Below are 13,449 nucleotides of genomic sequence, written 5' to 3'. Positions count from 1 at the left end.
ACCATTCACCTTTTCTATTATTATCTTTCAATTAATCATATCAAATATGTGAAGAGAATTTTAATGTGAATGTATATAATGTGTAAAGATTCTGTAAATAAGCGATTATTTGTAAAAATGTGTGATATATTTCTTCATGTTTATGGAAGGTTATTTTATAATAACGAAAAATGGAGGCATTAACATGTTGAAAAAAGTTTTTGCAATGAGCACAACAGTTGTACTAGCAGCGGGATTATTAAGTGGCTGTGGAACGAAGGAATCAAGTGCAAGTAAAAGTGAAGATACGAAAAAAGGCTATGTACCGAAGACGTTAAATGTTCAATTTGTACCTTCTCAAAATGCAGATACGTTAGAGGCGAAGGCAAAACCATTGGAAAAGCTATTAAGTGATAAATTAAACATTCCGGTAAAAGTTAGTATTTCAACGAATTACAATACAATTGTAGAAGCGATGGCATCTAAGCAAGTAGATGTAGGTTTTTTACCTCCAACAGCGTATGTGTTAGCACATGAGAAAAAGGCTGCAAATGTAATTTTACAAGCACAACGTTATGGGGTAGAGGATGAAACAGGAGCTCCTACAAAAGATTTAGTAGATTTTTATAAATCTGAATTTGTTGTTAAGAAAGATTCTAATATTAATAGTGTAAAAGACTTAAAAGGTAAAAAAATTGGTTATCAAGATGTAACATCATCAGCGGGGTATGTATGGCCTGCGGCTGTACTGTTAAAAGAGGGAATCGATCCGTTAAAAGATGTGAAACCTGTTACATTAAAAGGTCACGATCAGTCGCTTATTGCTCTTTTAAATGGTGATGTAGATGCAGCTGTTGTATTCCAAGATGCCCGTAATATTGTAAAAAAAGATTATCCAAATATATTTGATCAAACAAAAATAGTGAAATTTACAGAGAAAATTCCAAACGATACGATTTCTGTACGCTCTGATTTAGATGCAGAGTGGAGCAAGAAATTACAAGATGCTTTCATTGAAATTGGAAAGAATGAGGAAGGTCGCAAAATCATTAAAGAAGTATATTCACACGAAGGATATGTTAAATCTGATGATAGTAAATTTGATATCGTTCGTGAATATGGAAAGAAAGTGAAAACGCAATAATACATATGGAAATGGCAGCTAACTGGAAAGCATCTGGTTTCAGTTAGTTTGCCGTTTTTCGGTTATTGAGAATACATAGAAGGTAGGTAAGATGTGTGATAGAGTTTCGAAATGTTTCCAAAGTGTATCCGAATGGAACGAAAGGATTGAATAATATAAATTTAAAAATTCAAAAAGGTGAGTTTGTTGTAATGGTTGGGCTTTCCGGGGCTGGAAAATCTACACTTCTCAGATCAGTAAATCGGCTTCATGAGATTACAGAAGGAGAAATCATTATTAAAGGTGCGTCTATTACTGCTGCAAAAGGAAAAGGATTACGACGCATGCGTCGAGATATTGGTATGATTTTTCAAAGCTTTAACCTTGTAAAGCGATCAACGGTACTGAAGAATGTATTAGCTGGGCGTGTTGGATATCATTCGACATTACGTACAACGTTAGGTTTGTTTCCGAAGGAAGATTTGGAGCTTGCATTTCAGGCGTTGAACAGAGTGAATATTTTAGAAAAAGCGTATGCACGAGCAGATGAATTATCAGGAGGACAACAGCAACGTGTATCGATAGCTAGAGCATTGGCGCAAGAGGCGAAAATTATATTGGCAGATGAGCCTGTTGCTTCGTTAGATCCACTGACAACAAAGCAAGTAATGGATGATTTGAAGAAAATTAATGAAGATTTTGGAATAACGACAATTGTAAACTTACACTCTATTGATTTAGCGAGGCAATATGCTACTCGTATTATTGGATTACATGCTGGTGAAATTGTTTTTGATGGATTAGTAGAAGAGGCAACGGATGAAAAATTTGCTGAAATATATGGGGACGTAGCTCGGAAAAGCGAATTATTAGAGGTGGCAGTAAAATGAATGATGTGACGATGTATTCGAAAGCAATACCGAAGCCGCCAAGTAAGTTGAAACATATGTTAACGTTTATTTTAGTTATTTTAATGTTATGGGGTAGTAGTGTACAGGTAGATGCATCATTTTCAAAACTAATAGTCGGTTTTCCAAATATGGTGGATTTATTGAAAGAAATGGTGCCACCAGATTGGAGTTATTTTCAAGTTATTACAACAGCGATGTTAGATACAATCCGTATGGCGATTATTGGGACGACTTTAGGAGCGATTTTCGCTATTCCACTTGCATTATTTGCAGCAAGTAATGTATTTACTAACACATTTTTGTACAGTCCAGCTCGATTGATTTTAAATTTTATACGAACGATACCAGATTTATTATTGGCAGCTATATTTGTAGCGATTTTTGGAATAGGACCACTTCCAGGTATTTTAGCTCTTACTTTTTTCTCTATTGGACTTGTTGCAAAATTATTGTATGAATCAATTGAATCAATTGATCCAGGACCATTAGAAGCGATGACAGCTGTAGGGGCTAATAAAGTGCAATGGATTGTTTATGGGGTAATTCCGCAAGTAAAAGCGCATTTTGTCTCCTATGTACTTTATACATTTGAGGTGAATGTCCGTGCAGCAGCAGTTTTAGGTTTAGTAGGAGCAGGTGGTATTGGATTATATTATGATCGTACACTTGGATTTTTACAATATCAACAAACGGCTTCTATCATTATTTATACTCTTGGTGTTGTTTTGTTAATTGATTATATAAGTACATTGTTGCGGGAGAAATTATAATGAGTAAAACGACGATAATCGTGCCGAAACCGAAGAAACCGAGTGTATATCGCTGGTTTATTTTTATAGCATTGACAGTTATATATGTATGGGCCTTTTCAGGAGTTCCGATAGAGGGAATAAAGGATACTGCTGGAGAAATTACAAAAGCAATTATGACAGGCGTATTGAACCCCGATTGGTCGTATGTATCTTTGCCAGATGGTGAAGATTTATTACATGGTTTAATTGATACGTTGGCAATTGCGATACTGGGTACATTTATTTCCGCCTTTTTATCTGTTCCATTTGCCTTTTGGGCAGCAACGAATATGAGTAGTGGAAAATTAACTTCAGGAACTGGGAAGTTTATACTTAGTTTTGTTCGTACATTTCCTGAATTAGTTATGGCTCTTTTATTTATAAAAGCTGTTGGGCCAGGCTCTTTTGCCGGAGTGCTAGCTTTAGGGTTACATTCTATTGGAATGCTAGGGAAACTGTATTCGGAAGGGATTGAAAATATAGATAAGGGACCGACGGAAGCGTTGATGGCAACGGGAGCAAATCGTTTTCAAATACTTTGGTACGCGGTATTACCACAAGTATTACCGGATTTTTTATCGTATACGTTATACAGGTTCGAAATTAATGTACGATCCGCTGCGATATTAGGTGTGATTGGGGCAGGGGGAATTGGTACGCCATTAATTTTTGCACTGAGTTCACGTAATTGGTCTCGTGTGGGAATTATTTTATTGGGCATCATTTTAATGGTGATAATAATCGATTTTATTTCAAGTTCAATTCGAAAACGGATTGTTTAACTTATTTTAAAGAGCATCTAAGTTAGATGCTTTTTTAATGTTTATCAAAAGAATTTGGTATAGAAGAAGTTAGTATATTTGCATAAATATACAGATAATTCCCTTTCTTTTTAAAATAAAAATAATGAAAAAGTATGTCATATTGAATACCCATACATTCCCGGAATCATTGATTTTTTTATGAAAAACCAAAAAAATATCAACATATTTGTCGATACATGTTGTATAATCTTGCGTGGGAAGCTATCATATAAATGTATAAAACGTTTACTAATATAAGCGAAGGGAAGAATAGCATGTCACATTCAATCGAACAACTTTCTATCAACACGATTCGCACATTATCCATCGATGCGATTGAAAAAGCAAACTCTGGTCACCCAGGAATGCCAATGGGTGCAGCACCAATGGCTTATACATTATGGACTCAATTTATGAAACACAATCCAAATAACCCAACGTGGTTTAACCGTGATCGTTTCGTATTATCTGCAGGTCATGGTTCAATGTTATTATACAGCCTACTTCACCTATCTGGTTATGATGTAACAATGGATGACTTAAAGAACTTCCGTCAATGGGGAAGCAAAACTCCAGGACATCCTGAGTACGGGCATACTGCAGGTGTAGACGCAACTACTGGTCCACTTGGACAAGGTATTGCAACTGCTGTAGGTATGGCAATGGCTGAAAGACATTTAGCGGCTAAATATAACCGTGATGCGTATAATGTAGTAGATCATTATACATACGCTATTTGTGGTGATGGAGATTTAATGGAAGGCGTTTCTGCTGAAGCATCTTCATTAGCTGCTCATTTACAATTAGGTCGTCTTGTTGTACTTTACGATTCAAACGATATTTCATTAGATGGCGATTTAAATCGTTCATTCTCTGAAAGTGTAGAAGATCGTTACAAAGCATACGGATGGCAAGTAATCCGTGTTGAGGATGGAAACGATATTGAAGCAATCGCGAAAGCAATTGAAGAAGCGAAAGCTGATGAAAAACGCCCAACGCTAATTGAAGTAAGAACGACAATTGGTTTCGGTTCTCCAAACAAATCAGGGAAATCAGCTTCACATGGTTCTCCACTTGGTGTAGAAGAAACAAAATTAACGAAAGAAGCATATGCTTGGACTGCTGAGCAAGACTTCCATGTAGCAGAAGAAGTATATGACAACTTCCGTAAAACAGTACAAGATGCTGGTGAAACTGCACAAGCAGAGTGGAACACTATGTTAGGTGAATATGCACAAGCGTATCCAGAATTAGCAAACGAACTGCAAGCAGCAATGAACGGTCTTCTTCCAGAAGGTTGGGAGCAAAACTTACCAACTTATGAATTAGGATCAAAAGCAGCAACTCGTAATTCTTCTGGTGCTGTAATTAATGCAATTGCAGAGTCTGTACCATCATTCTTCGGTGGATCTGCTGACCTTGCTGGTTCTAACAAAACATACATGAATAACGAAAAAGACTTTACAAGAGATGATTACAGCGGTAAAAACATTTGGTACGGTGTACGTGAGTTCGCAATGGGTGCAGCAATGAACGGTATTGCACTACATGGCGGTTTAAAAACTTACGGTGGTACGTTCTTCGTATTCTCTGACTACTTACGCCCAGCAATTCGTCTTGCGGCATTAATGCAATTGCCTGTAACGTATGTATTCACACACGACAGTATCGCTGTAGGTGAAGATGGTCCAACACATGAACCAATCGAGCAATTAGCAGCGCTTCGTGCAATGCCAAATGTATCTGTTATTCGTCCAGCTGACGGTAACGAATCTGTTGCAGCTTGGAGACTAGCTTTAGAATCTACAAACACACCAACTGCTTTAGTATTAACTCGTCAAGACCTTCCAACATTAGAGGGTGCAAAAGACGATACGTATGAAAAAGTAGCAAAAGGTGCATATGTAGTTTCTGCAAGCAAGAAAGAAACAGCTGATGTAATCTTACTTGCAACTGGATCTGAAGTAAGTCTAGCTGTTGAAGCACAAAAAGCTCTAGCAGTAGACGGCGTTGACGCAGCTGTTGTCAGCATGCCATCTATGGACCGCTTTGAAGCTCAAACTGCTGAGTACAAAGAATCTGTATTACCAAAAGCAGTAACGAAACGTTTCGCAATTGAAATGGGTGCTACAATCGGATGGCACCGTTACGTAGGTCTTGATGGAGATGTACTAGGTATCGATACATTCGGTGCTTCTGCTCCTGGTGAGAAGATTATGGAAGAGTATGGATTTACTGTAGAGAACGTTGTTCGTAAAGTAAAAGAAATGCTTTAATGATTTTAGAAAAATCTCTCCAGCATGGGGAGATTTTTCTATGTAATTGAGTTTTTTCGACAGAAAAAGTTTTTTCTCTCTCCATAGTCAGACAATCATCGCAAATTTTCTTTTATATAATGTAGGGAAAAGGTTGTCCAGATCGGGAGGGAAAAAATGAAAACGTATGAATTGTATTTAATTCAAGAGGATATTGCGAAAGCTTACTTTGGTCGTGAATATTTGTTTTTTGATTTATTTGCTCGATTTTCAGAATCTGGGTCCCTTTCGGAGAAAAAGGTGTTATATAAGCAAATGATGTATATAACAATGCCGTTACAAGTAATGAAAATTCATCATAAATTGGAACAAGCTTTGCGTGTTCTCGGCAAATATGAAAGAACAACACATCATATGCATAAGCTTTATACGGGAGCAGAATATGGCGAAATAATGGTGAAATCACAATATATTCGAATGAATACTTCTGGAAATGTATCCATGGAAACGACTTTCTTTGAGGTGCTTAGAAAGTGTGAGCTAACATTTTTAGCGATGGATTATGAAAATAAAAAGTATGGCTGGTTAAATCCTCTCAAACAAGTACGGACATATGTGTAAAAAATGTCGAATACTATCTTGTCTTATTGAAATGGTTTTAGTACACTGTAAGGTAGACAACATGAAGGAGGAAAATATATGTCAATTTGGTTAGGTGTTCTAGTGGGCGTAGTAGCACTAGTAGCAGGCGTGGCGTTAGGATTTTTCATTGCCCGCAAATACATGATGAATTACTTACAAAAAAATCCACCAATTAACGAACAAATGTTAAAAATGATGATGATGCAAATGGGACAAAAACCTTCCCAAAAGAAAATCAATCAAATGATGAGCGCGATGAACAAGCAACAAACAAAATAAGCGCTAAAGGGCACTCTTACTGAGTGCCCTTTCCTTTTGGATTTTAAAAATGTTTAAAACTTTTAAAAATTCTGTATTTTTGTTAAACTGAAAACATCGCTCATTTTAAGGGAGGAGGATAAATATGAAAGTATTTTTTAATTTAGCTTGGTTTTTTAAACAAGAAAAACGAGCGTACATAATCGGAATTATTATGTTATTTGGTGTCGCGCTTCTTGAGCTTGTAGCCCCAAAAGTACTAGGGATTGTAGTAGATGAAATTAATAATGGAACATTAACGTCTGAGAAATTGTTGAAGTGGGTTATTTTGTTAGTAGTTGTAGGGATTACTATGTACATATTACGTTATTTATGGCGTATTATGATTTTTGGATCTTCTTTAAAACTAGCCCGTCAATTACGAAAGAATTTATATGAACATTTTACAAAGATGAGTCCAACTTTCTATCAATCACGTCGTACGGGCGATTTGATGGCACATGCGACCAATGACATTCAGGCGATTCAGCAAACTGCTGGATCAGGTGTTTTAACACTTGTTGACTCATTAGCAGTTGGAGGGTGTGTCCTCGTAGCGATGGGTTTTACAATTAGCTGGAAGTTGACGTTATTAAGTTTAATTCCAATGCCGATTGTAGCGATCTCTACAAATTATTATGGAACTTTATTGCATAGAAGATTTCATAAAGCGCAACAATCGTTTTCTGAAATCAATGATAAAGTACAAGAGAGTATGAGTGGGATGAAGGTGATTCGCTCGCTTGGACAAGAGAAAGAGGATTTACAAGCGTTTCGGAAGAAATCGGAAGATGTCGTACATAAAAATATGTTAGTCGCACGTATTGACTCGTTATTCGATCCAACGATTGCACTTATTGTCGGATTTTCGTTTTTAATCGCAGTTTGTTACGGATCACTATTAGTAGTACGGGGCGAATTAACTGTAGGTGAATTAGTAACATTTACAACATACTTGGGGACTCTTGTATGGCCAATGTTAGCCTTTGGGTGGTTGTTTAATATTATGGAGCGTGGACGCGCTTCATATGATCGTGTGGAGACAATACTTTCACAAACTTCAGATGTAGTGAATAGGGAAAATGCTATACATACTATAGCAAGTGGTGATGTTTCATTCGCAGTTGAATCGTTTTCTTATAAGAAAAATGAACTATTAAATTTAAAAGATATTTATTTTAACTTAAGAAAAGGGGAAACGTTAGGCATTGTAGGACGTACTGGTGCAGGGAAGACGACGTTGTTAAAATGTTTCATTCGCGAGTATGACCATTTTAATGGTGAATTAAAAGTTGGTGAGCAGGATATTCGAGATTTAACACTTCATGGTGTACGTTCTGCAATTTCATACGTGCCGCAAGATCATTTTTTATTTTCAGCGAGTATTGGGGAGAACATTGCGTTTGGAAAGGCTGATGCTACATATAAAGAAATTACCTGGGCTGCTGAAATTGCTTGTATTCATAATGATATCGTTCAATTTCCAGAAGAGTATGACACGGTAGTAGGTGAAAGAGGCGTTTCGCTATCAGGAGGTCAAAAACAGCGAATTTCCATTGCGCGTGCGTTATTAACGAATGCAGAAATTTTAATTTTAGACGATTGTTTATCCGCCGTAGATGCAAAAACAGAAGAGACTATTTTAACTGCATTGAAACGAGAAAGAGCAGAAAAAACGACGATTATTACTGCTCACCGTTTAAGTGCAGTTCAGCATGCAAATCTTATTCTTGTTATTGATGAAGGTATGATTGTGCAGCGAGGAACACATGAGCAACTAATGAAAGAAAATGGTTGGTATAGAGAAATGTACGAAAGCCAGCAGTTAGAGGCGTTAGTAGAGAAAGGAGGCGTATGATGGCTGAGAAAAAGCGGAGTGATTTAAGGAGATTGCTTTCTTATATGAGGCCATATAAAGGGCTATTGGCACTAGCGTTTATATTTCTAGTTGGTGCAACTGTAACTGAAATGATGGGTCCTTTTTTAATTAAACAATTTCTTGATGAACACTTAGTACCACGCAATTTTGAACAATCGGCACTTGTTACTCTATTTGTAGTGTATATTATTGCTCACTTACTAAAAGTATTATTTACTTATTTAGACCTATTGTATTTTCAAAATATCGCTTTTAAAATTGTTCAAGATATGCGTGTTGAAGTATATGAGCATGTTCAAAAATTGTCATTAAGTTTCTTTGATCGTACGCCGATTGGTACACTTGTATCTCGTATAACGAATGATACGGAAGCTATTAAAGATTTTTATGTTAGTGTATTATCAACATTTGTGAAAAATATAGTCTTTTTAGTAGGTATTTTAGTAGCGATGTTTTTATTAGATGTAAAACTAGCGTTATTTTCGCTCGTATTAATCCCAATAATGTTTGCGATTATGATGCTATATCGCCGAAGAAGTGCCGTTTTTTATTTAGAAGTACGTAATCAACTGAGTGTTTTAAACGCAAAGTTGAACGAATCCATTCAAGGAATGAATATTGTTCAAGTGTTCAGGCAAGAAAAGCGGATGAGAAAAGAGTTTGAAGAAGTGAATGATAAACATTATAGTGCAGGGCGACGCACATTAAAGTTAGACGCATTACTTTTACGTCCAGCAACGGATTTAGTTCATATTGTAGCAATTGCGTTAGTGCTTGGTTTATTTGGAATTGATGCTTTAAAGAGTCCTGTTGAAGTAGGGGTTTTATATGCGTTTGTTAACTATATTCATCGCTTCTTCCAGCCTGTAAATGAGATGATGATGAAATTATCATTTTTCCAACAGGCACTTGTTTCATCATCACGTGTATTTCATTTAATGGATGAGAAAGATTTAGCCCCAGTTCAAAAAGGGGATGGGAATCCTCAAGTAGTTGATGGAGATATTGAATTTAAAGATGTTACTTTTTCGTATGATGGAAAGCGTGATGTTTTAAAAAATGTATCTTTTCACGTGAAACAAGGGCAAACGGTTGCTTTTGTTGGGCATACTGGTAGCGGAAAAAGTACCATTATGAATTTGTTAATGCGATTTTATAATATTAAGTCAGGAAATATTGTAATAGACGGCGTGGATTTAGATGGATTTTCAGAACGAGAAATTAGAAAGAAAATAGGGCTTGTATTGCAAGATGCTTTTTTATTTGCGGGAAATGTAAAGCAAAATATTCGTATGTACAATGAAGAAATTACGGATGAAGAAGTAAAAGAAGCTGCACAATTTGTGCAAGCCAATACCTTTATTGAAAAATTACCAGAACAGTATGAAACAGAAGTAGTGGAAAGAGGAGCAGCATTTTCTAGTGGACAACGGCAATTAATTGCTTTTGCTAGAACGATAGCAACAAATCCGAAAGTATTAGTATTAGATGAGGCAACAGCTAATATCGATACAGAAACAGAAGAGGCTATCCAAACAGCATTGCAACAAATGCGAAAAGGGCGGACAACGATAGCAATTGCGCACAGATTATCTACAATTCAAGATGCCGATCAAATATTTGTAATGCATGATGGAGAGATTGTAGAAAGAGGAACACATCAAGAATTACTGAGTGAACAAGGGTTATATTACAATATGTATTTACTACAAAATAAAGGGAGTTTACAAAAGACCTTGTAGTTACAAGGTCTTTTTTTACTTTGTATACAAAATATATTTACTCTTTGCTTCTATAGCATAAATGTCGTGTCCACTTATTAAAGTTGTACATATTGTATGTATACGGAATAAAAAAATTTGATAGGAGATTTTATATGCAAAACAGATCGAGTTCAAATGTTACGTTTATCGATGTGTCTCATTGGGAAGGGAATATTGATTGGAATGCAGTTAAGGCATCTGGTATTCAAGCAGCATATGCAAAAGCGACAGAAGGTGTGAATTTTATTGATCCTACTTTTGCTCAAAATGTACAAGCAGCTCGAAAGGCGAATGTATTAATCGGTGCATACCATTTTGCACATCCAGAACAAAATGATGCAATTTCAGAAGCGAAATATTTTGTAAGTATATTACAAAGCAATCAGACAGACTTAATTCCAGTTCTAGATTTAGAATCACCAACAGATCCGAGTAATAGTAATTTAACTGGTACCGCTATATCTAATTGGGCAAGAAGTTTCATAAATTATGTGAAACAGGCCACTGGAAAAAATGTAATGTTATATACAGGAGTTTGGTATATTAATGAATTTGGTATTAATGGATTAAGTGATATTCCACTTTGGATTTCCAGATACTCTAGCACACCGCCTGCTGATGCTGGTGGCTGGACAGAGTGGACAGCGTGGCAATACACAGATTCTGGTCAAATTTCAGGTGTAGGAGGAAATTGTGACGTATCAGCAGCTGTTTCATTAGAAGCTTTACAAGGAAATGGAGCAAGTGGTGGAAATGTTTCCCCACCTACTAATGCTACTGCAGTCTACGGTGTTGCTGTAATTAATGGTGATAATGTAAATTTACGGAGTGGACCATCTTTACAATCTAGTGTAATCCGCCAGTTAAATCGAGGTGAATCATATAAAGTTTTGGACGAACAAGATGGTTGGCTTGCTTTGGGTGGAAATGAATGGATATACTATGATTCGAGTTATATTCAGTATAAACATTATGTGGCGACTATTACTGGTGATAATGTGAATTTGCGTGATGCTCCATCATTAAACGGAAATGTTATAAGACAGTTACATCATGGTGAGGCATATCGGGTATGGTGTAAGCAAGATGACTGGCTTGGTTTAGGTGGAGATGAATGGATATACTATGATTCGAGTTATATTCAGTATGGTGTACAATAAAGTATACTGTACTACTCTGTCACAGTAATGTAAGGTGGGATTTTATTAAAAAAATGTACCTCGCATGAGGTGCATTTTTTAATAAATATATATAATTTTTACAAAGTGTACGTTGATAGCATAGTATAATGTAATGGCTATACTTAAAAAAGATATAGAAACGAAGGAGAAGAAATATGGATTATGTGCTAATAGGTATAATTTTAATATTATTAGCTGCAGTGTTCGTACTGTTTTATAAAAATAAACAGTTAGAATCAGAGGGCCAGCAAGTAGAGTTTGAAAAGAAACAAGCAATCGAAACGTATGAAGGTGAAATCGCCGCTACGATTACAGAGCATAAAGAACAACAAGAAACTTTAAAAAATATGGAACAGAAAAAATATAATGATTTACAAGTGAGTACAGCTAGAGAGCTTGAAAATATGCGTATGATGAAAAATCAATTAGCGGTACAGCATAGTAAAGAACGTAGTGAAATGCAAGATAAACATAGTAATGAAATACATATGTTTCAAAAATTAATTGCAGATTTACGAGAGTATACTAAAAATAGCGCTGAAGTGAATACGCAAGAAACATTACATTATATGAAACAAGGCTTCGTAGAGCAAGGAATAATACTAGATAATGAATTTCATATTATACCGAATGTTTTTATTAGAAATAACCGTGAAATAAAAGATAATCGAATCCATCACCTCATCTTGTGCAAAACGGGTATTTATTTATTTGAGACGAAAGAATGGACAGGGAAATTAATTCATGGTGTAACGAAAGAAAATGCTAGTATATATTCATTTATGATTGATGAAATTGGTAAGTATCAACAAGAAGTTGAAAAAGAAGAGACGTTTGAATGTATTACAGGTAAAGATTCATTAACGATACAAGTGAAAAATGAAGGGAATCCAGTCTATAGAGCGAGGGAATTATCACATATTTTATACAATTGTCTGAAAGAAATGCAAGTTGATATTGTAAAGGAAAACGTAAAGCCGATTGTATATTTTTATAATGAGAGTGGCAAAGAAGTACTAGATCTTTCTAAGGAAGAAACACCTAGATTAAAAGATAGGGAGCAAATTGTAACGTTTTTCAGAAATGAAATCTTAACAGGGAAAGTAATATATACAGAACAAGAATTAGACAAGATTCGAGAAATGATTAGCCGGATGAATTATATAGAGTATAAAGTGCAGCGAGATTAATATAGCGAGAGGAAGAAGTTATATATTGTATAACTTCTTTTTATTTTTCAATATGTTATAGAAGGAAGATATAATTTTTGAATGGAATAAGGAATGAAAGCGGAGGTGATGCATATATATAGATGCATTGGGTTGTTTTTATCATATTGTATAAATGAAAAGGAGGTAAGACGGTGAAAGCGATACCGACTGATGTCCTGAGTAAAGAATTGATGGAAAGAGAAGGTGTTATATCAATTACAGTAAAGGAATTTGAAAAGATAGAAGTAGCTGGAGTAGTCGTTGCCGGTCCTGCTGTTATTTTGATTAATCAAGATTGAGTACATATTTTCAATATAGAGAAGTAGTAAAAGTATCCGAAATGTTAAATATATAACAATAGCTAAACATTGAAATTAAAAGCCTTTATCTTTGATTACTAAGTAATTATCGATAAAGGCTCTTTTTATAGCCTTGGAACAAAGTTTGATTAAATTAACTTAATAAGCCTTTATAAAAAAGTTTGATAAGTTTTGTGATTGTTGCTCAATTAAAACGCCCGATTGTTGAAAATCGTCGTTTTAATCATATTCAAGATAAGCACCCAATTCGTGCAATAATATTTTTTGTTACTGCTTCAGCTGGAGTAAATGCTT

General features: G+C 35.5%; 12 protein-coding genes. All 12 read left to right on the top strand.

Annotated features, from left to right (window positions below; genetic code table 11):
- The first annotated feature begins 184 nt into the window (after positions 1-184).
- The 12 genes from ACQKNR_RS00955 to ACQKNR_RS00900 all read left to right on the top strand — a co-directional run bounded on the left by ACQKNR_RS00955 (position 185) and on the right by ACQKNR_RS00900 (position 13,134).
- Positions 185-1,123: a phosphate/phosphite/phosphonate ABC transporter substrate-binding protein gene (locus ACQKNR_RS00955; RefSeq protein WP_427314721.1), complete on the top strand. Its 939-nt coding sequence runs from the start codon at positions 185-187 to the stop codon at positions 1,121-1,123.
- Positions 1,124-1,218: 95 nt separating this feature from the next.
- On the top strand, positions 1,219-1,992 hold the full coding sequence (gene phnC / locus ACQKNR_RS00950) for a phosphonate ABC transporter ATP-binding protein (RefSeq protein WP_427314720.1): 774 nt from the start codon (positions 1,219-1,221) through the stop codon (positions 1,990-1,992).
- The gene (phnE, locus tag ACQKNR_RS00945; RefSeq protein WP_427314718.1) at positions 1,989-2,783 is read left to right on the top strand and encodes a phosphonate ABC transporter, permease protein PhnE; all 795 of its coding nucleotides are present in this window, start codon (positions 1,989-1,991) and stop codon (positions 2,781-2,783) included. The genes phnC and phnE (ACQKNR_RS00945) overlap by 4 nt, the downstream gene beginning before the upstream one ends.
- Positions 2,783-3,586, top strand: coding sequence for a phosphonate ABC transporter, permease protein PhnE (gene phnE, locus ACQKNR_RS00940; protein ID WP_427314716.1), 804 nt, complete (start codon positions 2,783-2,785; stop codon positions 3,584-3,586). The genes phnE (ACQKNR_RS00945) and phnE (ACQKNR_RS00940) overlap by 1 nt, the downstream gene beginning before the upstream one ends.
- 296 nt (positions 3,587-3,882) lie before the next feature.
- Positions 3,883-5,883, top strand: coding sequence for a transketolase (tkt, locus tag ACQKNR_RS00935; RefSeq protein ID WP_427314714.1), 2,001 nt, complete (start codon positions 3,883-3,885; stop codon positions 5,881-5,883).
- Positions 5,884-6,039: 156 nt separating this feature from the next.
- Positions 6,040-6,483 carry a sporulation inhibitor of replication protein SirA gene (gene sirA, locus ACQKNR_RS00930; RefSeq protein ID WP_427314712.1) on the top strand — a complete coding sequence of 148 codons (444 nt, stop codon included), beginning with the start codon at positions 6,040-6,042 and terminating at the stop codon, positions 6,481-6,483.
- 78 nt (positions 6,484-6,561) lie between these two features.
- Positions 6,562-6,783, top strand: a complete 222-nt coding sequence (locus ACQKNR_RS00925) for a YneF family protein (RefSeq protein WP_002172951.1) — start codon at positions 6,562-6,564, stop codon at positions 6,781-6,783.
- A 124-nt stretch (positions 6,784-6,907) separates the two neighbouring features.
- Positions 6,908-8,659, top strand: a complete 1,752-nt coding sequence (locus ACQKNR_RS00920; RefSeq protein ID WP_427314710.1) for an ABC transporter transmembrane domain-containing protein — start codon at positions 6,908-6,910, stop codon at positions 8,657-8,659.
- Positions 8,659-10,422 carry an ABC transporter ATP-binding protein gene (locus tag ACQKNR_RS00915; RefSeq protein ID WP_427314708.1) on the top strand — a complete coding sequence of 588 codons (1,764 nt, stop codon included), beginning with the start codon at positions 8,659-8,661 and terminating at the stop codon, positions 10,420-10,422. The genes ACQKNR_RS00920 and ACQKNR_RS00915 overlap by 1 nt, the downstream gene beginning before the upstream one ends.
- Before the next feature lie 134 nt (positions 10,423-10,556).
- Positions 10,557-11,603 carry a GH25 family lysozyme gene (locus ACQKNR_RS00910; protein WP_427314706.1) on the top strand — a complete coding sequence of 349 codons (1,047 nt, stop codon included), beginning with the start codon at positions 10,557-10,559 and terminating at the stop codon, positions 11,601-11,603.
- A 176-nt stretch (positions 11,604-11,779) separates the two neighbouring features.
- A complete protein-coding gene (locus tag ACQKNR_RS00905) occupies positions 11,780-12,814 on the top strand; it encodes a nuclease-related domain-containing protein (RefSeq protein WP_427314704.1) in 1,035 nt (344 codons plus the stop codon).
- Positions 12,815-12,987: 173 nt separating this feature from the next.
- Positions 12,988-13,134, top strand: a complete 147-nt coding sequence (locus ACQKNR_RS00900) for a BC1881 family protein (RefSeq protein ID WP_000644411.1) — start codon at positions 12,988-12,990, stop codon at positions 13,132-13,134.
- Positions 13,135-13,449: the final 315 nt, after the last annotated feature.

This window comes from Bacillus sp. NPDC094077, assembly GCF_050279465.1.
Taxonomy (GTDB): domain Bacteria; phylum Bacillota; class Bacilli; order Bacillales; family Bacillaceae_G; genus Bacillus_A.
The sequence above is the reverse complement of the archived record's forward strand: the minus strand, read 5'-3'. Positions and strand labels throughout refer to the sequence as shown.